The organism is Sphingobacteriales bacterium, from assembly GCA_016706405.1.
GTDB lineage: Bacteria > Bacteroidota > Bacteroidia > Chitinophagales > UBA2359 > BJ6.
Genome location: JADJJT010000003.1, coordinates 558,788 through 581,805 on the forward strand (window position 1 = coordinate 558,788; position 23,018 = coordinate 581,805).

A 23,018-nucleotide genomic window follows, 5' to 3' on the forward strand; every position below is an offset into this window, starting at 1 on the left:
TGACCCACTCACAAAAAGCCGTATCAGCATTTTTTTTTAAGGTTGCATAATCTCTTTAAAATAGGCGTAGGTCTGGGCCATTCCGGTTTGCCTACTTACTTGAGGAAACCAGTTTAGCAAGGTTTTAGCTTTTGTAATATTGGGTTGACGCTGTTTGGGGTCGTCTTGTGGTAAAGGTTTAAAATCAATTTTTACCTTAGCCTTGGTTAACTCAATCACCTCGGTAGCCAATTGGGTAAGGGTAATTTCTTCGGGGTTGCCAATATTAACGGGTAGGTGATAATCGCTGTGTAACAGGCGGTAAATCCCATCAATTAAATCGCTGACATAACAGAAAGAGCGAGTTTGCTGCCCGCTGCCAAATACGGTAAGGTTTTGGCCGTTCATTGCCTGGTTTAAAAAAGTGGGCAAAGCTCGGCCATCGTCAATACGCATCCGGGGGCCATAGGTATTAAAAATGCGCACTATGCGTGTTTCAATGCCGTGGTAGTTATGGTAGGCCATTGTTAATGCCTCCATATAACGTTTGGCCTCGTCGTAAACACCCCTTGGGCCAACTGGGTTTACATTGCCCCAATACTCTTCGGTTTGAGGGTGCTCTAAGGGGTCGCCGTACACCTCAGAGGTAGAGGCTACTAAAATACGTGCCTTTTTTGCCTTGGCTAAACCCAACAAATTATGCGTTCCCATAGCCCCAACTTTTAAGGTTTGGATAGGCATTTTTAAATAGTCGATAGGGCTTGCAGGCGAAGCAAAGTGTAAAATATAATGTATATCGCCCGGAACGTGAACAAATTTGGTAACATCGTGGTGGTAAAAAGAAAAATCTTTTTGTGGAAAAAGATGCTCAATATTACGCAAGCTTCCGGTTAATAAATTGTCCATGCCTACTACCTGGTAGCCATTGGCTAAAAATTTATCGCAAAGGTGCGAGCCTAAAAATCCGGCAGCACCCGTTATAAGTACACGCATTAAAGCTGTAAATTAGTAATATATAAAAAAATACTTTATGTTGATAGACCTTTATTATTAAGTGTGTATATTAATTTAATGATTTCAATTAATTTATCCGGATAATTTTTTTGTTTAACCGTTTTTGGTTTCCGGATGATATTAAAAATATTACCCTTCAACTTGGTTATCTGCTGACATCATCAATCGAATTAAATTTTTTAGCAATTTAAAGCACCGCAAACGCTAATGGTTTGTCCGCTCACATAAGTTGCCAAATCGCTGGCTAAAAACAGGGCTACGTTTGCCACTTCATCGGCTTTGCCGTAGCGCTGCATGGGTATGCCTTTCAAAAAATCGGCTTTGGTTTTTTCATCGAGTGTGTGGGTCATTTCGGTTTCAATAAAGCCGGGAGCAATAGCATTACAGCGTATATTGCGCGAGCCAAGCTCTTGTGCTACCGATTTTGTAAAGCCAATAACGCCCGCTTTGGTTGCGGCATAATTGGCCTGCCCAGCATTGCCACGCATACCAACAATAGAACTAAGGTTAATTATACTGCCCATTTTTGCCTTTAACATAGGGCGAAGTACTTGTTTGGTTAAGTTGAACACCGATTTTAAATTGTTATTCATCACATCGTCCCATTGGGTTTCGGTCATTCTAAGCATTAGGTTGTCGCGGGTAATGCCAGCGTTATTAACTAAAATATCTATGGTGCCAAACTCGGCCAATACATTATTTACCAAGGCTTCGGCATGGCTAAAACTGGCAGCATTACTTTGGTAAGCCTTTGCCTTAATGCCATAATAGTTTTGCAGGTGGGTTTCTAACTCCAAGGCTTTTTCAGCCGACGAGTCTGAAATATAAGTGAAAGCCACGGCAGCACCATGCTGGGCAAAGGTTTCGGCAATAGCGCGGCCAATACCCCGCGAGGCGCCGGTAATTAAGGCTACTTTATTTTGCAGTAATAATTGCGACATAGACTATTTTAATAATGTACTGTAAAATGATAAAATATAAATATCAAATTCTATGATAAAATTTCTTGTTTACCGCTAAACCTATTTTATTTATTTGTTTAGTAGGTTTTATATTTAACAAGTCAACCAAGTAATTTATTTACCCAGAACTAAACGCATTGTTTCGCCAATAAAAGCAGGAGATTCAACAACATGGATGCCGCATTGCCGCATAATTTCCATTTTAGCGGCGGCGGTATCGGCTTTACCTCCTACAATAGCGCCTGCGTGCCCCATAGTACGACCTGCGGGGGCGGTTTGTCCGGCAATAAAACCGACAACCGGTTTAGTGCCATGTTTTTTAACCCATTCGGCGGCTTCTGCCTCCATGCCGCCGCCAATTTCGCCAATCATAATGATACCTTCCGTTTCGGGGTCGTTCATTAGCAGTTCAACGGCTTCTTTTGTAGTAGTGCCAATAATGGGGTCGCCGCCAATGCCTATACAGGTGCTTTGCCCCATTCCCGCCTTAGTAACTTGGTCAACAGCTTCGTAGGTAAGTGTACCCGAGCGCGAAACGATGCCAACCGTACCTTTTTTATGAATAAATCCGGGCATAATGCCAACTTTTGCTTCTTCGGGGGTAATAATACCAGGGCAATTAGGCCCAATCAACCTGCATTTTGAACGTGTTTTAACAAACTGTTTTGCCCGCACCATGTCTTGTACAGGTATGCCTTCGGTAATACAAATTACCACCTCAATTCCGGCATCAGCGGCTTCCATTATTGAGTCGGCGGCAAAACGCGGCGGCACAAAAATAATAGAAACGTTGGCTCCGGTAGCATTTACGGCTTTGCTTACCGTATCAAAAATGGGTAAGTTTAAATGCGTTTGCCCCCCTTTTCCGGGTGTTACGCCTCCTATTACAGTTGTTCCGTAAGCAATCATTTGCTCGGCATGGAAACTGCCTTCTTTACCGGTAAACCCTTGTACCAACACTCGCGAGTGCTTGTTTACTAATACGCTCATATAAATTAAATAAAATGCTATTGATTACAGCTATTAAATGTTGATGATTAAAAAATAGGCTGCAAAAGTACACATTTTTAGTTAAAATTTGGCTATTTCTTAACCCAGTGGCTTTCCGGATGTTTTTGCGCGGTTGCTATCTTTCTCCGGATACAAGAGATGAATGTTTGAGTTGGTTAGTTTTTTTAATTTGGCAGCGCAGCAAAGTTTATCTTTATTTATTGCGCGTCCATGCTTGAAAAGCTTTTACAAAATAATAGACTGCCCAAGCGGGTATTATTATCATTACCAAAACCGCAAACGGTGGTTCCCAAGCCCTTTGCGGGCCTGTATTTAAATCAAATAGTTCTACAACTAAGGTCAGCAATATCAAATCTACGAACAGAATAAAAAAGCCTTTTAAGGCTAAAAATTTTGCTTCGGTATTTTTATTTTTAGATTTTGTTTGCTCGGCTATTGGTTTTCCTGTGTTCCATTCAATAGCCTTATCTGTAGCCGATGCGTGGCGGGTGCGAATGCCAAACCCTTCGCTTATTGAGGCTGGCAAGGGGGCGGGCGGTGGCTCGGAGGCATTAAAAGCGGGTTTAAATTCCGGAAAACTTGACGCCGGCCGCCAATCAGTTACGCCTTCGTACCAAACGGGGGTATCCGGAGTTATGCCTAACTGAATAATTTCGTCAAAACTTAACGGCCCTACTTCTTGCTCATCTATATAACAATAATATTTCCTTGATACATCATCCATTTTACAGTTATTTAGCTACAAAATTAAGGGCTAATTTTTATAATTGGGTGTTTAAATGGTCATTTTTTTGCTCCACTGCCCCAAGTTTGGCGCAAAATGGCAATTGCTTCGTCTATATCTGATTTAGTTTGATTTTTGCCAAATGAAAACCGCACTGCCGGATATCGCATTGAGCCGATGGCCTCGAGTACATACGATTTTACTTCGGCCCCCGAACTACAAGCACTACCACCCGATACGTACAAGCCCTCTACATCTAATTGTGCCACTATAAGGCCAGAATCGGGCACAGGAACAGTTACGTTTAAAATTTTTGCCGCCGATGCTTCATCCTCTGCAATGCCATTTATAGTTATATCCGGAAAATAATACAATAACTGGCTTCTAAAATATTGTTTTAAATCTAACAGATGGGCATATCGGCTGGGCATAACCTGGTGTGCTGCTTGTGCGGCGGCGCCTAAGCCTACAATTCCGGATACATTTTCGGTTCCGGCACGCATATTGCGCTCCTGCGAACCTCCATAAATCAAAGGTGGCAAGGTAGTTTGAGAGTTGACGTACAAAAATCCTATACCTTTGGGTGCATATAATTTATGGCCCGAACCCGATAAAAAATGGCAGCCAATTTGCTGCACACTTAAAGGCATAAATCCAAATGACTGGACGGCATCGGTATGAAAAAATGCGCCGTATTGGTTGCAAATTTCACCAATTTGTTCAATATTGGTAATATTTCCCAACTCGTTGTTTACGTGCATTAAACTTACTAAGGTGGGTATTTTTGGCTCGTTTTTTAACAAAAAAATTAATTCTTCCATTTCAAACTGGCCTTGTTGGTTTAGGTGCAGCCAGTTTATGGCAATATTTTGTTGTTGGCTAAGGGCTTTTGCGGTATTGGTTACGCAATGGTGCTCGATGGGCGATGTAATGATTCGCCGAATGCCCAAGTTTTGTATGGCGCCTCTAAAAACTAAATTGGCAGCCTCGGTGCCGCCCGAGGTAAAAAAAATTTCGCTTGTACTGCAATTTAAACTTGTGGCAATGGTTTTCCGGGCTTTTTCGATAGCAGCCCTTGCTGTGCGCCCTAATTTATGAATAGACGAGGGGTTGCCCCAGTGCTGCGTTAAATAGGGCATCATTTCGCTCAAAACATCTTCGTCAATGGGCGTGGTTGCGGCATAATCGAAGTACAACAAAACTGATTATACAAATTGAAATAAGTGAAGGGTAATAAAAAACAGGTAATTTGATTAAGAAAATAGTTCCGCTAATCATCCGGATTTTATTCTTGCTGATTAAATTTAATTTTAATTTAGGATAGCTTAATCGGCAGTACTTGTTTGTTGTTCTTATATCAAATTCATTTTTACAATCATGTAAAATCAAATTAAATCGTTTACCTGAGCTATGAGTTCGGCAAAATCCATTACTTTTATCTCGGTTTGTTGTTGTTCGCGTTCTTTTATGCCGTCTGTAAGCATGGTCATACAAAATGGGCAGCCCGAGGCCACAATAGTTGGTTGGGCAGCCAAAATATCGTCTGTACGCTCTTGGTTTACGCGGCGTGTTCCTTTTTCTTCTTCTTTAAACATTTGCGCCCCCCCGGCACCGCAGCAAAGCCCGCGCGAGCCGCAACGGCGCATTTCTACTAATTCGGCATCGAGCAGAGATAATAATTCGCGTGGGGCTTCGTAAATATTATTTGCGCGCCCCAAATAACAAGAATCATGGTAGGTAATGCGTTGGCCTTTAAAACTACCACCGCCTTTAAGTTTTAACTGGCCTTGATTAATTAATTGTTGCAAAAAAACAGTGTGGTGCATTACTTCGTAATGGCCACCTAACTGCGGATATTCGTTTTTTAAGGTATTAAAACAATGTGGGCAAGTGGTTACAATTTTTTTAACTCCATACATATTAAGTACCTCTATATTTGTAATTGCCTGCATTTGAAACAAAAACTCGTTGCCAGCCCTGCGTGCGGGGTCGCCTGTGCAGGATTCCTCTTGGCCTAAAATGGCAAAATTTACGCCACAATGATGCAAAATACGGGCAAAGGCTTTGGTAATGCGGCGGGCGCGGTCGTCGAAACTACCTGCGCAGCCCACCCAAAATAATATTTCGGGTTGTTGGTTGTTGGCGGCCATTTCGGCCATTGTGGGTACGGTAAAAGGTTGCTGATTTGACATAACTACTTAAATGGTATGATTAATAACAACAAACAATTTTTAATTTTTAAGGAGATTAAAGATTAAGATGAGTGGCATAAAAGTCAAAAATCCGGCACAATATCCGGATAATTTAACAATATCCGGAACTTATCTAAGTTTTCTAAAACCAAGTTTCTTCTAATCCTTTGCTTGAAGCAAAAAAAAAATTTTGCTTATTTACATAATATACTGTACTTTTAGCCCAAATTTTTGTGTCATACACTCATTAATATTTTTTAAATTAACTGCTGCCTATTATGCCCGAAGAAAAAGATAGTGGCCTACTTGGCCATGTTGGTAAAATTGTTGCCGTTGCCGGTGGTATTGTAACCTTAGTTATTGGTTTACAAAATGCTGGCTATTTAACAAAACCCAAACCTGCTGACGAGCCGGCTAAACCTCCCGTACATCAGGTAGAACCCTTAACTCCATCAAATAATGGTGGCTCTGATGCTCCGGGTCGTACTGGCCGCATTACCGAATTAGAAAAAAAGATCGAAGATATGGAGGCCAATGAACGGCAAAAGAAAGAGGCCGAATTACAAAGCCGGATTGAGGATTTAGAGCGCAAAGCGAAAGCGAACATGGCCAAAAACGAAGGCGGGGGCGGTCGGGTTGATGATGCAAAAAGCAGTAGGATTAGCTTATCGGGTAATTGGTATGACGACAATACGGGGGCTTCGTATGTATTTACTCAGTACGGCAACGAGGTTACTTTTCAAGAAATGACGAATTACTATGGGCAACCGATAGTTTCGGCGGCAGGTAGTGGCTATTTGCAAGGCAACACTTTAAACCTGCAATACCAAACCTTAATGGGCACAACGGGTGAAGCTACGCTTACTATAGGTGGGGATGGGGACGAGCTAACAGGTCGAACCAACGATTTTTCGACTGGCGCTTCGATGCCCTTAAATTTATACCGATAAACCTATTTTGCTCTGTTTCAAGTAAGTTTAGAATCTGCAAGGCCATGAAAAACAACCCTAACCTTATTTTAAACGAGCTTACCCCCGAAGAAAAAAGAGTTATATTGCATAAAGGTACCGAAATGCCTTTTAGCGGCACCTATAATAACCATAAACTTAACGGTACTTACCTGTGTAGGCAATGTAACAGCCCTTTGTACGAAAGTAAGCACAAGTTTGAATCGGGTTGTGGATGGCCAAGTTTTGAAGAAGAAATTCCGGGGATGGTTTTGCGTTTGCCCGATGCCGATGGTCGCCGGATAGAAATCGTTTGTGCAACTTGTCAAGGCCATTTAGGGCATGTGTTTTACGGGGAACAATTTACCTTCAAAAATTCGAGGCACTGTGTAAATTCTATTTCGTTAAAATTTACACCTCAACTTTATAATCATCAGTACCACCGCATTGTGTTGGCGGGTGGTTGTTTTTGGGGCAAGCAGTACTTTTGGCAGCAGCAGCTTGGCATTATCAGCACCATAGTTGGTTTTACGGGTGGACATTTGCCTTTTCCGACATCAATACAAGTGGCAAACAATTTAAGTGGGCATACTGAGGCAGTACAAATTACCTACAATCCGGAAATTGTTACCACCAAAGCTTTGCTTCAAACTTATTTTGAACATTACCAATTTACGCATCCTCATGGCCTAAAATCTTATTATCGCTCCGGCATATTTTATTACACACCTTCACAGGCCGAAACAGCACAGCAACTAAAACAACAACTTATCTTAAAGGGCTATCAAATTGATACCGTTATTGAACCTATTGCCAATTTTTACCCCGCCGAAGATAAGCATCAGAATTATTACCAACGACAAGGCAAAGATCCGGAAAATATGCCCAAACGCACTATTTTGTTTCCGGAAAACGAAGTTGCGCTATAAATCGAAATGAAAAACCCCATTTTATTAGCATCAATTAGTGTGCTAAAAAAGCGGGGCTATATCTAAATCAGTTGAAATATAAAAAAAGTTAGCGTTAATCTTTTAATTAGCCTTGCAAGGCAGCGGCGCCGCTAACAATTTCGGTAATTTCGGTGGTAATGGCTGCTTGGCGGGCACGGTTATATTGAATACTAAGGTCGCGCAATAACTCTTCGGCGTTGTTGGTTGCATTATCCATTGAAGTCATCCGGGCACCTTGTTCGCTGGTATTACTGTCTAACAAATATCTAAAAAATTGTGTTTTTAAAATTTTAGGCACTAATTCTTTTAATATCTGTTCTTTATCGGGTTCGTATAGGTAATCGGGTTTTATATCTTCTTTTGGGGCATTTCCGGCATTTTTGGCACTACTTTTTTTAGCGATATCTGGTTTTTCTAATTTAACAACGGGCAAAAAAGTATCAACTAACGGAATTTGAACAATTTGGTTTTTAAACTGATTGTAAGCAACATGTATAATATCGTATTGTTTGCTTAGAAACTGCTGCATAATCAATTCGGCCAAGGCTGCGCTATCATCAAAATTAAGGTCTTGGAATAGATTAATATAGTCAGTATTTAATTTTACCGGCTCGCGTTTTAGCAGGTCATAGCCTTTTTTGCCAATAAACATTAGTGTTACATTTCCGGATGCTTTTTGTTGGGCATATTGGGTATTAATGGTATTTCGCACCATTTTAGAAATGCTCGAATTAAAAGCGCCGCAAAGGCCACGGTCAGATGTAACTAAAATTATAAGTATATTTTCGGCAGGGCGTTGTGTGCCAAAGGCCATCCCGCCGCCTGAATCGCCGCCCGACATTAAATTGCCCATAATACCGTAAAGTTTGTCGGCATAAGGGCGTATTTTAATGATACGGTCTTGGGCTTTCCTGAGTTTTGAGGCGGCCACTAATTTCATGGCCTTTGTAATTTGTTGCGTTTTTTTTACCGATACAATTCGGTTGCGAACCTCTTTTAATTGACCTGGCATATATATTTATAAAAATATTTTATAATTAAAATTTAATTTCAAACCTTGTAAAAGGTCGTAACCGTATAGGTAGTGTTACGACCTTTTATTTTTATTGGTTTGATTATTGCGCTTTACTATTTACTTACCGATAAAGCACATTCTTTAGCTAGTTCAGTCAATTTAGATGCTAAATCGGCAGTGATTTCGCCTTTTTTCTCGCGCAATTGGGCTAATACTTCCGGATGGCGTTTTTCAAGTGAAGTTAAAAATACCTGTTCAAATTCGCGCACTCTGTTTTGCGGAACTTCGCGAAGCAAATTATTTGTACTAAGATAAATAATAGCTACTTGTTTTTCAACCGGATAAGGGGTGTACTGCGGTTGTTTTAATACCTCTACGTTGCGCGCACCTTTGTCGAGAATAGATTTTGTAACGGCATCTAAGTCAGCACCAAATTTTGAGAAAGCTTCTAATTCGCGATATTGTGCCAGGTCAATTTTCAAAGTACCTGCCACCGATTTCATGGGTTTAATTTGAGCTGCCGACCCTACACGCGATACCGATATACCTACGTCAATGGCGGGTAAAACGCCGGCATTAAACAAGTCGTTATTTAAGAATATTTGGCCATCGGTAATCGAAATTACGTTGGTGGGGATATATGCCGACACGTCTCCGGCTTGGGTTTCAATGATGGGCAATGCTGTTAGCGAGCCACCACCTTTTACCAAGTGTTTGATGGAGTCGGGCAGGTCGTTCATTGAACGGGCTATTTCGTCGTTTTCGTTAATTTTTGCGGCGCGTTCCAATAGGCGTGAGTGCAAATAAAACACGTCTCCGGGGTATGCTTCGCGGCCTGGTGGGCGGCGCAGCAACAAAGATACTTCGCGGTAGGCAACGGCTTGTTTTGAAAGGTCGTCAAAAACGATAAGCGCAGGGCGGCCAGTGTCGCGGAAAAACTCGCCAATACAGCAGCCCGAGAATGGGGCAAAAAATTGGAAGGGGGCGGGGTCTGAGGCCGATGCGTTTACAATAACGGTATAGTCTAAAGCGCCACCTTCGGCCAATATTTTTGCTATATTGGCAACAGTTGAGGCTTTTTGACCTACGGCTACATAAATACAGTAAACGGGTTCGCCGCGTTCAAAAAACTCGCGTTGGTTCAAAATAGTATCAATGGCAATAGCTGTTTTCCCGGTTTGGCGGTCGCCAATGATAAGTTCGCGTTGGCCGCGGCCAATCGGAATCATCGAGTCAATAGCTTTAATCCCGGTTTGTAGTGGCTCGTTTACCGGTTGGCGGTAAATTACACCGGGTGCTTTGCGCTCTAACGGCATATCGTACAAATCGCCTTTAATGGGGCCTTTGCCGTCAATGGGTTCGCCAAGTGGGTTAATAACCCGGCCTACCAAGCCTTCGCCTACACGAATAGCGGCAATACGTCCGGTGCGACGCACAGTATCGCCCTCTCTGATGGCTTCGGAAGTGCCCATCAACACGGCACCTACGTTGTCTTCTTCAAGGTTTAATACTACGGCTTTAATGCCATTTTCAAACTCAACCAATTCGCCTGCACGAACTTGGTTAAGGCCGTAAATACGGGCAATACCATCGCCAACTTGTAGTACGGTGCCTACTTCTTCTAATTGAGTTTCGGTTTTAAAACTCGAAAGCTGTTGGCGCAATATGGCGGATATTTCTTCTGGTCTAACTTCAACCATGAGTGAAAAAAATTATTTTGCGGTTAATTTTATTAATATTGTTTAACGTAAGTGGTGTCGCTAAATACCAATTTAAGTTGGTCGTACCGATTAAAAATGCTAGTGTCGTAAAGTAAATTATTAAATTTTAATATAAAGCCACCAATTACAGTTGGGTCTATTTTAGTTTCTAATTCAACGGCTGTTTTGCCTGTTTTTTCTAAAATTAGGTTTTTTACTTTGGCAATAATTTCGTCGGTTGCTGCAAAAGCGGTAGTAAGTGTTGCGCTAACAATGCCTTTGTGTATTTTGTACTGCTCTAAAAAAGCACTTACTAATTCCGGCAAATAAAATTCGCGGCGTTTGCCAATTACCAATTTCAAGTAGCTTTTCATAATTATACCTAATGAATTCCCAAACAATAAATCGGTAATTTGTTGCTTTTTTTGGTAGTTTACATCCGGACTTTTCATTAACAGCCAAAGGTCGCGGTTTTTTAGGGCATCGTTTACTTTTTGCACATCGTTGTAAACCTCATCAAGTTGATTTTGCTCTATGGCTAAATCAAGCAAAGCTTTGGCGTAACGGGTTGCTATTTTATGAACAGACATATTTATTTACGATAATGATAAAAATAAGAAAAAAAGAGGATAAGATAACTTGTCTTGTATTGTTTCGATAAAGTAAAATGAAGACAAGTAATGTCGTTCTTAAAATTTCATTTTACTTACTTGTTCTAAAACGTAGGTTTCTTGCTCTTTGCGGTCTTTTAATTCACGGCCTAATACTTGTTCTGAAAGTTGGATGGCATAAGTGCCAATAAGGTTTTTAACTTCGGTAATTGCCGCCATTTTTTGATTTTGTATATCAAGTTGAGCGGCCTCTTTAATTTCGGCAATTTCAGATTTGGCTTTATCTTTTGCTTGGTTTACAATATTGTCGCCAATTTCTTTTGCTTCTTTAATTATACGGGCGCGCTCTTCTTTTGCTTCATTTAAAAGGCGCTCGTTATCGGCTTTTAGGTTAGCCATTTCTTCGCGGGCTTTTTGAGCTTCATTTAGCGAGTCGGTTATTTTGGTTTCGCGGCTTTTTAGCGCTTCGGCAATTGGTTTCCATGCAAAACGACCTAAAAAATACCACAGAATTAAAAATATTAAAGCCGTCCAAAAAATAAGACCATAATCGGGCGTTAGTAGAGCATTTAGTAGCACCATGACGAGTACAAATTATGAATGGTAAAAGATATGTAGTTAATAATTATTAGATAAAATGACAAAGGTAAATGCCTTTTGTTTTGCTTTTATAATAGTTGAAATTAGGCAGTTATACTTTGTTTTTGATGTGAGTTTTGTGTTTTATCCGGATTTACTTTAACTTTTTGCCTGTTTGATTTTGAGTTTAGAGCTAAATGGCAGAGCTAAAAAATACATACATCCGGAAAATAAATAGAATAATTTACTGTGTTATTTTACTGATAGATTTTCAATTTTAAAAATTGCCTCCCCGGCCATACGCCGGGGAAACAATTGGTTAGGTGTTTGGCACACTAACGGAAATGGTTTTATTGGCTCTTATAACAACATTGTTAACAAACCTACCACCACACCAAAAAGTGCTACACCTTCTACAAGGGCTGCAGTCAAAATCATGTTAGCCCTAATATCGTTCGAGGCTTCGGGTTGCCGTGCAATAGATTCAACCGCCGAACCACCAATACGGCCTACGCCAATACCAGCACCACAAGCAGCTAAACCAGCGCCAATACCACCGCCAAGAGCGGCTATATTGCCCGTTAATTCAAGTAAAATGGGCATGAAGTCCATACTACAAATAAAATTAAAATATGAAGAAAAAAGTTTATTAATTTTTTGTTTTAAAGCATTTGAGTTTAGCGAGGCACCTATTTTTTTGTGTTCAATCAAAGCTGTGTAACCTACAAGTCATTTTTTCCTTTATTAATGTGCGTGTTGTTGTTCTTCGCCGTGGTGGTCGTGTTCTTCAAGGGCTTGCCCAATAAATACGGCTGCCAGCATAGTAAATATATAGGCTTGCAGTGCGGCTACCAATAACTCGAGGGCATTCATAAACAGTAAAAATATGGCCGAAATAAGTCCGGTGCCCCATCCGGCAATTGGGCCGCCAATGTGGTGTAAAATAAAAATAATACCTACAAAACTTAAAATAATGATGTGTCCGGCAACTATATTGGCAAACAACCGTATCATTAAGGCAAATGGTTTTATAAATATTGATAAAATTTCTATTGGCACTAAAATGGCTTTAACCCATCCGGGCATACCCGGCGGATTAAAAATATGCCCCCAATAGGCTTTTTTTCCGGATAAATTAATAATTAGAAAAACAAAAAAAGCCAGCGTAAAAGCTACCGATATATTGCCCATTACGTTACCACCTCCCGGATAAAAAGGTATCAAGCCTAACATATTGCTTATCCAAATAAAAAAGAACATTGTTAGCATTAACGGCATGTATTTTTCGTAATTTTTGCCGATATTGGGTTTTACTATATTGTCGCGTACAAATTCAATGATAGGTTCAAAAAACGAGGCCAAACCTTTGGGAACATGGTTTGTTTTGTAGGCACGTGCAATGCTCGTAAATATTAAAATCATTAACAAGGTGGCTAACAGCATGGTAAACACTACCTTAGTTATTGAAAAATCAATAAAACTACTTCGGTCAACATCGTTATATTTTACGTTGTTGGCTATAACATGTTTTTTGCCTTTTTCGTCTATTACATGTACCTCAACACTTCCGGCTTTTTGAAACGAAGGGTCGTTTACAAAATACAACCGCCCATGCTGCATTACATAGCCGTTATACGAGTTGTGCCCGTGGTTAAATACACCCGACGAAAAAAACTCGAAACCATGATTAAAATGATACACAAGGCAAGGCAAAGATATAGAAGTATGCCCCCACAGATGGAACTCGTTAGCGTCTCCAATGTGGTTCATTATCATACCGCTAATATCTGGGGCTTTTTTTGCCTCACCAGAACTATGTTGTTCCGTTTGGCTGTTTTGGCCGCTTGTTGCTGCGTTGGCTGCCGGTGCGTGCGTATGACCGGGCGCGCTATGGTCGTGCGGGGGGGTACCCGGGCCATGACTATGGTTATGGTCTTGTGCTAAAACACTAATTTGTAGGAGTAGCATTAAAGCCGCACTAACAAATATATTGACGAATTTTTTAAATATTAAAAACATAAACTTTGTTGAATGGCAGCGCAAAGATACGAACAAAACTTTTATTTTAATAGCATTTAGTCGCTTTTTTAGTTTTGTTTTATTTATTTTAAAACTTCAACTGACAAACCATATCAACTTGGTTGGTTTTTAATGGTATTTTTGATGAAAGCGGGTAAAACCACAAAGTGGCCTTGTCCTAAAAAATATTTATGGACTTATTTTGGGTGAATAGAGACAATTTGAGCAAACCAAGTTCAAAATTGAAGAAAAGAAGATGCAAATAACACATTTTACCGAACTAATAACAGTAAAAAATCCGGATGGTATAAAGATATTATTTATTTGTCTCAACGCTATCCGGACTTTTTAAAAATTCATACAAACGATAAATATTTTCCGCTTACCCACAACCCCGATAAATCAATTTTGCACCAGTTATTCAGTTTTTCAAAAACTAATACGTCTTGTTCTACGGCTAATTGATCAAATATTTCAAACTCGGTGCCGGGCCCGGTGCGCACATTCAGCAATTCTACTTCAGCTACTATTGCTTTTTGGCCTAATTGTAAATATTTTTCCATTACCCACTCGTTTCGTTTAGCCGATACGCGCACCCATCCGTTAGATTGCTCGTAAATGCGTAAAATTGCCCCATAAAAAGTAACCATTTTAATCGGATAATTTGTGCCAGCCCCGTTTCTGATATTTAGTGCGTTTGCAGTTACCATTCCATAATTTTTTAATAAATTGTTATCGGGCAAATCATCATCGTTTGGAATCTGTGTTTGGTTGGTCAACGCTTTTAGCTGAGCAGCCACAAGGGGTAAAAAATTTGTTTTTGCGTTTGCAACTTTGTTTCCACCAAAAAAATTTGTGCCAGGACACGATTTGGTTATGCCGCTATCTCCATTTGTGCGTTTTCCAGTGCTTAAATCAAACCAGTGATGATATACAACTGTATCGATAGTAGGTTGTAAAGCAAATCGTTTACACAATAAAGCAACAACATGTATAATAACATCTGCTTGCGCCGAGGTCATTTCATCTTTGCCCGCATCAAAATTGCCCAAATTTTCAATACAAATGCCGCCAATATTGCGTTTAGCAATGCCAGCAGGTTGTTTTTCAAAACTGCGGCAGAGGGCTATTTTGCCATCCGGAAAAATGGTTAGGTTTTGTGCAATATCACTAAATCCTCTGTTTACTTTGTGGAAATGGCGCATCTCAACTAAATTGTCAAAATGGCTGTGGCTGTTAAATTGTTTGTAACTAGGAATTAGCGTGTGATGTATTTGTATGTGGTTAATAGTGCGGGCTATTTGGGTGTCAAAAAGCCAAACTTCAAACTCGTTTAAGCTAAACATCGTAAATCCGCTTTTTTGTTGCATGGTGGTTTGGTTTGGTTTTGTGTAGCTAATGTTTATTCTATAAGAGGCAATTTTGTTAGAGACTGTCTAAAAATTAAAAATTGGCATGCCAGTCCTAAAAATTGATAGGAAAAAAGTTATTAAAAGAGATGTGAATAAAAGACTATCAGTTTGACGTTTAAATAATAATTCATAGCTTTATGAAAATCAAACACATAAAGTAAAATGAAAACCTACCCAAGCAGTCTCACCGATAGTCAATGGAGTGCAATATTAGGCATTTTAGACGACAAACGGAAACGAAAACACAGTTTAAGAGAAATTTTTAATGCGCTGTTCTATTTGCTTAAAACTGGCTGTCAATGGCGCATGCTGCCGTTCCATTTTCCGTCATGGAAGCTTGTTTACTACTATTTTACCAAGTGGAAGAAGGATGGGACGATAGAACTCATCCATGAAATACTCAGGGATAAGACTCGAAAGCAAGCAGGCAGGGCTTCATCGCCAAGTGTTGGTATAATTGATAGCCAGAGCGTAAAGACAACAAGCGTCGGAGGCTTGTGCAGAGGGATTGACGGGGGTAAAAAGTTAAAGGCAGAAAGGGCATATTATTGTAGATACAATGGGACTACTTTTAGCGGTTGTGGTTCATGCGGCAAATGAGCATGACAGTAAATCAGCCCCAATGGTTATAGCTGACCTCAGAGGCAGGTTTTGCAGATTGGTAAAGATAGTAGCTGATGGCGGGTATAGAGGCGAGTTAATTGAAAATACCCGCAAAACGTTTGGGTGGGTGGTTGAGGTTGTAAGTAGATCGAATACAGCCTCGAAATTCGAAGTATTGCCAAAAAGATGGATTGTTGAAAGAACTTTTGCATGGCTCGAAAGCTTATCGAAGATTGAGTAAAGACTTTGAGTTCCAAACCGAAACGAGCCAGACAATGATCCAACTTGCCATGATAAAATTGATGCTTAATAGAATTAGAAAATAAAATTTAGACAGGCTCTGAAATTTGTTAGGGGTTTAGGAGTTTGAAATACAAATATTATTACCACACATGTTTTATGCGCGTAATGTTTGTTTAAAAAAATGGTTTGACTTTTGCCGGATAAATAAGCAAGAACCACTTAACGGCAATACCGATATTTTTAACTTCCGGATGATTGCTACCAAAAACAAGTTCTCATAACCTCTTGAAAGTAGCGCCAAATAAAACGCTTTCGGTTCAAAAAACTTATTATTTCAACTGGCTAATACCTGACTACGGCTACTGCAATGGCCGAAGTGTTTGGCTGGTATTTATTAAAATCGCTAATAGTTACGTTGCCATCTAAATTACAGTCTCCAGCTTTGTAAACGGCAATTTGGCTGGCTTGGCTGCTGTAAATATTAAAATCGGCTACGGTAATAGTGCCATTTGCATTACAATCTCCTGCTTTTAGCCCATAATAACCATCGCCTAAATTGGCTAACTGGGTTCCCCCGTCTAATATATTTGCCGGCAATGATAAATTGTGCGAACTTGCGTTGTTAAATGCTAAAGCCGTTTTTGATAGAACAGCCAAATGATTCCGGTGGCGCAGCGCTATAAATACATTTTCTCCGGGCGATAATCCGGGAAAACTAAGTTCTGTATTGTTATTAGCATCTACAATTTGTCCATCGGTTTTAATAAAACAAGCTTTTTGGCCACGAATAACTGTGCTGTCTGCTTTTGAGCGCAATTCAACTAATACCCAATCAACTACGTTGCTTGGAATTAGGGCAGTATTTTCGGTGCCGGCATAATTCCATGGGGCTATATTATAAGGTTGGGCTAAAGGAATTAAATCTTTGCTTTTTAAAGTGGCATTCATTTGCCCACCGCCGGCATAAGGCCCTTGCAGTAGTGTTTTAATTTTCAAAAAAGGCACTGGCAAATTTACGGCATTGCTAATTGTACCCGTACTAAGGTTATGGTAAGTGCCGCTTGCCGAGTTTTCGAGTAATACAGCCCTAACCATGTATATATTTTGCCCGCCCATAGGCATTACATCTTGGTAGGTTGTGCCTGTAACAGGGCTGGTGTTTAGCAAGGTAAAAGCTTTGTGCAGGCTATCGGTGCGGTATATATGGTAGCCCAAAATGCTGCCTGTTGCTGCCGTCCAACTGAGGTCAATTTTGGTTTGGTCAAGGGTTGGCGTTGCCGTTAGCAAGGTAGGCATACCCATATTATGTAGGCGCAAAGTGGGGTCGCCCATTAAAGCGATATGTATAGAGCGTTGTGCGCCGTTAAAATTGCCATCGTATAAACCACCGTTATTTTGCGACAATTTAGTACAAAGCCCAATAGGGTCGCCCATGGCAAAATAGTGAATAGGCCAGTGTGGGATTCCGCCCCAAAAATTAATTAAAGTAGGCGATTTTGAGGCTAATGGTGCCCGCAAAAAAGCATCGGCATTATCCCAGTCGCCAAAATAGCTTCCGGCTAAACTAGTAAAAACAGTTTTTAATGAATCGGTAGCCCATGTACCGGTAGAGGCGACTCCGCTTGCCCCCTGGTACCATCCACCGCCGCAGCCGTAGGTAAATAAATAATCGCCTGCGGTTAAAAGGGTAACGTAGTCGGCACCATTTACATAGTTATCAACCACATTAGCGGCATCGAACATAGGCGGAAAATTTCGCAATCCGGTAATAGCAATATTATAGCCCATAAAATTATCATCAACCAAACCGCGCCTCTGTACTGTAAATGCCCCGGTTCTAAAAGCATGATTTTTGTTTAAATATTGTTTCATTAGCACCACATCGTCTGGGTTTATTGACGGCATATTATATACATCTACGCGCCCAACTTGCAGCTCAACGTCTGATGGGATGGCGCTTTGGTCGAATTTGCCATCATCCGGAATATTGTCGTTTTCGGGTCGGTTTGCTACGGTATTGTTTACGGTTACATCTGTCCATGTGCTGTTCATTTCGGCATAATACACATCGGCAGGCCAAGCGCCTTGGTGGTCGGGGTGGCCATCGGGGTAAATATTTCCTGAATACGGCACTGCAATATGCCCTAAAATAAAGAGGGTGTTAAAATTGGTTGGGTCGGCGTTGTATTCGGTTTTTATGATGTCTTTAACATCCGGAACAGGTAGGGTACGGCTAATATCTTTCCGGATAACTTGCCAGCCATCTCCGCGCATGTCGGCAATTAAACGGTCAATTTCGGTTGCCAATGGCGTGGTATAAGTGTCGTCAATTAAAAGCAGCATTTTTCCCCGACTATGTGTGGCGGCAACTTTAATTCCGGATAAAATATAGCCATAGCCTGTTGCAGCGCCCCCGGATTTATCAATACGATACTCGTAAGTATTGCCAACAATAACGGCGTTATCCGTCCAGGTATTGGTGGTACCGGTAAGAGTAGCCTTGGGCGAGCCCCAAAAACTTGCGCCTTTGGCTTTGCGGTAAATGGTATAACCAGTGGCATCGGCATGTAATACCCAGTTTAAAGTAATACTTGCCGGCGATTCGGTTACTACGGCGCTAACCCGCACCGAGCGGTCGAGGTTGTTTTGGGCTATAAGTTGGAATGGAGTAATAACAATTACAGCAATTAAAATAATTAAAAATAGTAGCGCCTTTTGCATTTGTTTGATCTTTTTTTGATGCGAAGTAGTAATGTATTGCGCAAAGATAGTTTTTTTAAACTAAATTTTGTTGTGCCAATGCGCGTTTATGTAAAGCTTGTTTTTTATTATATCCGGATGTTTGTGCTTGTTTTGGGATTTTGATTTTATTCTTGTTTAAAAAATCTCGTAACTTGGGGCGCAATTTAAGTATTCGCCTCTCTATAAACACAATGACTTTTTACGCCTATTTATGACAGAAAACTTACCTTCAACGCCCAACCAAAGCAACTCGGTTTTTAATATAATAGTTATTGTAGCTGCACTTGGCTATTTGGTCGATATTTACGACTTAATTTTGTTTAGCATTGTTCGCGTTCAAAGCCTTAAAGATATTGGTATTACCGACCCTACTCAAATAGCCGACACAGGTTTGCTATTGCTAAATTGGCAAATGGCCGGCATGTTGCTGGGCGGCGTTTTATGGGGCATAAGCGGCGATAAATTTGGCCGTATATCGGTATTATTTGGCTCGATATTACTTTATTCGATGGCTAATATTGCCAATGGTTTTGTGCAAACGGTTGAGCAGTACGAATGGCTGCGGTTTATTGCCGGTATTGGTTTAGCAGGCGAGTTGGGGGCTGGTATTACCTTGGTTAGCGAAGTTATGACCAAAGAGTCGCGGGGGTACGGCACAACATTAGTAGCAACAGTAGGCATGGTGGGGGCGGTAATGGCTTATTTTGTAGCCAAAACTTTCGACTGGCGCACGGCTTATTTTGTTGGCGGTGGCTTAGGATTATTGTTGTTAGTGTTGCGTGTTTCGGCTTTCGAGTCGGGAATGTATAAAAACTTATCGAAGGCTAAGGTAAAACGGGGCAATTTGTTGCAGCTATTTAATAATAAACGCCGTGCTTTTCGTTATATTAACTGTATTTTAATTGGTTTGCCTACTTGGTTTGTAGTTGGTATTTTGGTTACGCTAACCCCCGAATTTGCCAAAAATGGGTTTGGAATGGCTAACCCACCAAAAACTGGGGCCGAAGCTGTGTTATATTGTTATATAGGCTTAACTGTCGGCGATTTGGTTACAGGTGTGCTTAGTCAGGTTTGGAAAAGTCGCCGGAAAGTAATGTTTTTATTTCACGGCATATCAATGCTAACGGTGCTTTTTTACTTGTATTCGGGCAGTAATATTTCGTTAAACATGTTGTATTTTAAATGCTTTTTATTGGGTTTTGGGGTAGGCTTTGGGCGGTATTTGTAACAATGGCATCCGAGAGTTTTGGCACCAATTTAAGGGCTACCACCACCACAACCGTGCCCAATATGGCACGCGGATTTTTAGTGCCCATAACTGCTTTGTTTTTATTGGCACGCAATAATTTTGGCTACATTAACGGAGCTTTAATTGTAGGCCTAACAAGCACAGTTATAGCTGTTCTTGCCGTTTATTTTTTAGATGAAACTTACGGCAAAAACTTAGATTATGTTGAGGAGTAAAAACCTTTAATAAATCAGCTTATTGTTTTGGTCTGGTTTATTAAAGGTTGTAATCATACACTTATCCGGATTGCTTCAAAATTCAGTTAGATAAACCTAAGCCTTGCAAATTCCGAGGAACAGTTCGATTTCTTTTTCCTAATTTAATCAATTAATATTTTGTTGGTTGTTGTTGGTGGTGGGCAGTTTCAATTTTTTAGCCGACCTGCGCCTCAAAAATGCTCTTATCAACCAAACACCCAAAAACGTCAAAATAATCAAAGGCCAAATATTTACCAAGCCTATTATTAACTCTAAAAATCCGCGCCAACCATTTTCAAGGGCTTGTAGCAGTTTTCCAAAAAAGCCAATAGTGGGCTGAGGTTTATAGTCCAATTTCTGGTAGTATGTAAGGTGAATAGTACTGCGCGCTACACTGCGGTTTATTTCGTTCAGCCTGCTTTGCGCCGATTCAATTTCGGCCCTTATTTGGCCAATTTGCGACTCGACCTCTAAAATTTCCTTAATGGATTTGGCCTGTTTTAAAATTTCGCGGTAGCGAGCTTCAAGCGCTAATTTGGTTTTGAGGCGGGCATCAATATCTACATACTCCATTGTTTTATCGTCTGTGCTGATGTTTTTTTGGTCGGTATATACCGACAAAGCCATGAGTTCCTCAATAAAACTGTCGAACTGGTCGTTTGCAATACGTATGGTTAAATAATTGCGCGTCTTATACGACTCGCTTTGCTGACTTTCGTTGGTAATATCGGCTTTATATTTGCCGCACAAGGCTTTAATAGCTTTGCCATCCTCCTCAAATTTTTGTACTTGAAACTCAATATTAGCCGTTTTGACTATTTTTTTAGCAGTTTCAATTTGGCCGGAACTAACAGTTGTACCTGTTTGATTTAAGCGGCTGTCTTCATTGCCTTCCAATGCAATTTCGCCACTGCCGGCAGCCGGCGCTGCTTGTGCCTCTACATTAGGCATCGAACGACTTTGGGTGCTTGCATCTGCTTCGCTTTTGTACGAATAAGCTGCTTTATTTTCATAATTTGCTCCGCCACATGCAGTTAGGTAAAAAATTGCGACAAGGCAAATAAAACTAAGATTTTTCATGGTTGGTATGTTTGAAGGTTTAGTTTTTTTTTAGATGTTTACAAGTAAATAATTAGTTACGTTGTAATTAAAAACAGATGCAAAAAATATCCGGAAAGGTGCATAAATTGAAAAATTAATTTGGAACTACCACTTGTATTGCCTCCGGAATAATTTCTATCCGGATAGGCGTATGCCCTAATAACTCGCCTTCGGCCTGTAAATACAAAGGTGTTTCTGCATTAATGGTAATCCATTTACAAGTAAAAACAGCTATTTGTGGATGGCCTATAAATTTGCCATTATACAAATTGGGTAATTGTTGTAGTACTTGCAATTTATTTAAGCCTTTTATTAACGTTACATCTAATAAGCCATCGTGGGGGCTTGCGTTGGGGCAAAGCATCATGCCGCCGCCAACAAATTTGCCAATTCCGGCTGCCATTAAATACAAGGGGCCTTCATAAATTTGGCCCTCGTTGGTTGTAACCGTGCAATTTACATTTTTATACGCCCACATACTTTTTAAAATAGCGGCAAAATACGATGCCCGCCCCCAGCGTTTTGCGTTTGGCCAATGCAGCATTGCCTGTGCTACATAGCCATCAAACCCTGCTCCGGCAACATTACAGCTATAAAAATTTGAACTTGTACCATTGGGTTGCGAAACGTTCACCTTAGCAACATCAAAAGATTTAATTTTACCCGTCCTAAAAGCGGCAAGCGATTTTTGGGGCTGAACCGGAATTCCCAACGTTTTAACCCAATCGTTGCCAGTGCCACAAGGTATTACGCCTAACAAAGGGCGTTTTTCTGCTGGCAATTTCATTAAACCGTTCACAACTTCGTGTAATAAACCGTCTCCTCCAACAGCCAAAATTTGGGTATAACCTTGTGCAGCAGCCTGCTGTACTAATTCGGCAGCATGTAAGGGGGCTGTTGTTTGGTACAATTCATATTTTATGCCCAACTGCTGTAATAAAGGGTTAATCGTTTTTTGCCATATTTTATACGATTTTCCCATGCGCGAGGCAGGATTTAATATTACAAACCAAGCATTTTTTGTTAATAAGCCCATAACCCTTTAAAATAATGCTGCAAGTTAGTGTTTATTGCCTAATTTTGCCAACTATTATTAACAATACGAATAAAATTTATACCTTTATTTTTATGGTAAACCTTGAGCATAAAATTAGCAGTTTAGAAACAAAAGTTCAACGCCTAACCTTGTTAAATGGCATTTTAGGCTTGTGTTTTTTAACCTTATTATTTGTAAGTGCAACGCGCAGCAACGCTCCAAATTTTGCCCAAATAGAGCCTGTTGTAAAAGCCAACCGCTTTGAAATGGTAAACGAGGCCGGAAAAACCTTAATGGTGCTTGAACCTCGCCAAACCACCGGTTCGCTGGCAATTTATAATATGCAAGGAAAAGAAATAATAACCCTCAGTGCCGACCAAACCGGATCAGGAGCCTTAGTACAACTAAACAATATGGTTAACAACAGCAATTTGCAACTAAGCAACAAGTCCGATGGGTGCAGTATAAAATTGTTTAACTCGCAAGGGCAAGCCATGTTATATGCGGGCAATGATGCGGCAGGATGTGGGTACCTAAACCTTGCACAAAATGGGCAACCCCAAATTATTTTAGATGCAAATGCCAAACAAATTGCCGTTTCAAATCCGGATAGTAAAACAAAGTTTAGCACTTTTCCGCAAAAAACAAATACTACAAATACTAATTCAAACAGCAACAAATAACTTTTAATAA

19 protein-coding genes and 2 pseudogenes are annotated in these 23,018 nt (G+C 40.4%); 5 read left to right on the forward strand and 16 right to left on the reverse strand.

Going from position 1 to position 23,018, the window contains the following annotated elements; translation table 11 throughout:
• Nucleotides 1–36: 36 nt before the first annotated feature.
• The 6 genes from IPI59_14105 to IPI59_14130 form a co-directional block, all read right to left on the reverse strand.
• Nucleotides 37–972 (reverse strand): SDR family oxidoreductase, encoded by a 936-nt coding sequence (locus tag IPI59_14105; protein ID MBK7528646.1) that lies wholly within the window; start codon nucleotides 970–972, stop codon nucleotides 37–39.
• A gap of 200 nt (nucleotides 973–1,172) precedes the next feature.
• Nucleotides 1,173–1,934, reverse strand: a complete 762-nt coding sequence (gene fabG, locus IPI59_14110) for a 3-oxoacyl-[acyl-carrier-protein] reductase (GenBank protein ID MBK7528647.1) — start codon at nucleotides 1,932–1,934, stop codon at nucleotides 1,173–1,175.
• A 135-nt stretch (nucleotides 1,935–2,069) separates the two neighbouring features.
• The gene (gene sucD, locus IPI59_14115) at nucleotides 2,070–2,945 is read right to left on the reverse strand and encodes a succinate--CoA ligase subunit alpha (protein ID MBK7528648.1); all 876 of its coding nucleotides are present in this window, start codon (nucleotides 2,943–2,945) and stop codon (nucleotides 2,070–2,072) included.
• Between the two features lie 214 nt (nucleotides 2,946–3,159).
• Nucleotides 3,160–3,690, reverse strand: a complete 531-nt coding sequence (locus tag IPI59_14120) for a DUF4339 domain-containing protein (GenBank protein MBK7528649.1) — start codon at nucleotides 3,688–3,690, stop codon at nucleotides 3,160–3,162.
• A 59-nt stretch (nucleotides 3,691–3,749) separates the two neighbouring features.
• On the reverse strand, nucleotides 3,750–4,889 hold the full coding sequence (locus IPI59_14125; GenBank protein ID MBK7528650.1) for a cysteine desulfurase: 1,140 nt from the start codon (nucleotides 4,887–4,889) through the stop codon (nucleotides 3,750–3,752).
• Between the two features lie 186 nt (nucleotides 4,890–5,075).
• Complete coding sequence (locus tag IPI59_14130) at nucleotides 5,076–5,882, reverse strand: (Fe-S)-binding protein (GenBank protein ID MBK7528651.1); 807 nt, start codon at nucleotides 5,880–5,882, stop codon at nucleotides 5,076–5,078.
• 278 nt (nucleotides 5,883–6,160) lie between these two features.
• Here IPI59_14130 and IPI59_14135 point away from each other — a divergent pair, with 278 nt between their 5' ends.
• Nucleotides 6,161–6,832, forward strand: coding sequence for a hypothetical protein (locus IPI59_14135; protein MBK7528652.1), 672 nt, complete (start codon nucleotides 6,161–6,163; stop codon nucleotides 6,830–6,832).
• A gap of 44 nt (nucleotides 6,833–6,876) precedes the next feature.
• Complete coding sequence (locus IPI59_14140) at nucleotides 6,877–7,758, forward strand: methionine-R-sulfoxide reductase (GenBank protein ID MBK7528653.1); 882 nt, start codon at nucleotides 6,877–6,879, stop codon at nucleotides 7,756–7,758.
• 106 nt (nucleotides 7,759–7,864) lie between these two features.
• Here the strand turns inward: IPI59_14140 and atpG are convergent, their stop codons facing one another.
• From atpG to IPI59_14175, 7 genes are all read right to left on the reverse strand, one after another.
• Nucleotides 7,865–8,791, reverse strand: coding sequence for an ATP synthase F1 subunit gamma (gene atpG, locus IPI59_14145; GenBank protein ID MBK7528654.1), 927 nt, complete (start codon nucleotides 8,789–8,791; stop codon nucleotides 7,865–7,867).
• Between the two features lie 116 nt (nucleotides 8,792–8,907).
• On the reverse strand, nucleotides 8,908–10,494 hold the full coding sequence (locus tag IPI59_14150) for a F0F1 ATP synthase subunit alpha (GenBank protein ID MBK7528655.1): 1,587 nt from the start codon (nucleotides 10,492–10,494) through the stop codon (nucleotides 8,908–8,910).
• Nucleotides 10,495–10,526: 32 nt separating this feature from the next.
• On the reverse strand, nucleotides 10,527–11,084 hold the full coding sequence (gene atpH, locus IPI59_14155; protein ID MBK7528656.1) for an ATP synthase F1 subunit delta: 558 nt from the start codon (nucleotides 11,082–11,084) through the stop codon (nucleotides 10,527–10,529).
• A gap of 99 nt (nucleotides 11,085–11,183) precedes the next feature.
• Nucleotides 11,184–11,687 carry a F0F1 ATP synthase subunit B gene (atpF, locus tag IPI59_14160; GenBank protein MBK7528657.1) on the reverse strand — a complete coding sequence of 168 codons (504 nt, stop codon included), beginning with the start codon at nucleotides 11,685–11,687 and terminating at the stop codon, nucleotides 11,184–11,186.
• A gap of 357 nt (nucleotides 11,688–12,044) precedes the next feature.
• A complete protein-coding gene (atpE, locus tag IPI59_14165; GenBank protein MBK7528658.1) occupies nucleotides 12,045–12,296 on the reverse strand; it encodes an ATP synthase F0 subunit C in 252 nt (83 codons plus the stop codon).
• A 132-nt stretch (nucleotides 12,297–12,428) separates the two neighbouring features.
• Complete coding sequence (gene atpB, locus IPI59_14170) at nucleotides 12,429–13,703, reverse strand: F0F1 ATP synthase subunit A (protein MBK7528659.1); 1,275 nt, start codon at nucleotides 13,701–13,703, stop codon at nucleotides 12,429–12,431.
• Between the two features lie 356 nt (nucleotides 13,704–14,059).
• Nucleotides 14,060–15,073, reverse strand: coding sequence for an amidase (locus IPI59_14175; protein MBK7528660.1), 1,014 nt, complete (start codon nucleotides 15,071–15,073; stop codon nucleotides 14,060–14,062).
• Nucleotides 15,074–15,277: 204 nt separating this feature from the next.
• On the opposite strand from IPI59_14175, the pseudogene IPI59_14180 reads away from it, so the two are divergent.
• Nucleotides 15,278–16,044, forward strand: a pseudogene (locus IPI59_14180) (IS5 family transposase).
• 259 nt (nucleotides 16,045–16,303) lie between these two features.
• Here the strand turns inward: IPI59_14180 and IPI59_14185 are convergent.
• Complete coding sequence (locus tag IPI59_14185) at nucleotides 16,304–18,682, reverse strand: fibronectin type III domain-containing protein (protein ID MBK7528661.1); 2,379 nt, start codon at nucleotides 18,680–18,682, stop codon at nucleotides 16,304–16,306.
• Nucleotides 18,683–18,914: 232 nt separating this feature from the next.
• Between IPI59_14185 and IPI59_14190 the strand changes: the two are divergent.
• A pseudogene (locus IPI59_14190) lies at nucleotides 18,915–20,167 on the forward strand (MFS transporter).
• A 147-nt stretch (nucleotides 20,168–20,314) separates the two neighbouring features.
• Here IPI59_14190 and IPI59_14195 read toward each other — a convergent pair.
• On the reverse strand, nucleotides 20,315–21,268 hold the full coding sequence (locus tag IPI59_14195; GenBank protein MBK7528662.1) for a DUF4349 domain-containing protein: 954 nt from the start codon (nucleotides 21,266–21,268) through the stop codon (nucleotides 20,315–20,317).
• Nucleotides 21,269–21,383: 115 nt separating this feature from the next.
• The gene (locus tag IPI59_14200; protein ID MBK7528663.1) at nucleotides 21,384–22,325 is read right to left on the reverse strand and encodes a diacylglycerol kinase family lipid kinase; all 942 of its coding nucleotides are present in this window, start codon (nucleotides 22,323–22,325) and stop codon (nucleotides 21,384–21,386) included.
• A gap of 14 nt (nucleotides 22,326–22,339) precedes the next feature.
• Here IPI59_14200 and IPI59_14205 point away from each other — a divergent pair, with 14 nt between their 5' ends.
• A complete protein-coding gene (locus IPI59_14205; GenBank protein MBK7528664.1) occupies nucleotides 22,340–23,008 on the forward strand; it encodes a hypothetical protein in 669 nt (222 codons plus the stop codon).
• Nucleotides 23,009–23,018: the final 10 nt, after the last annotated feature.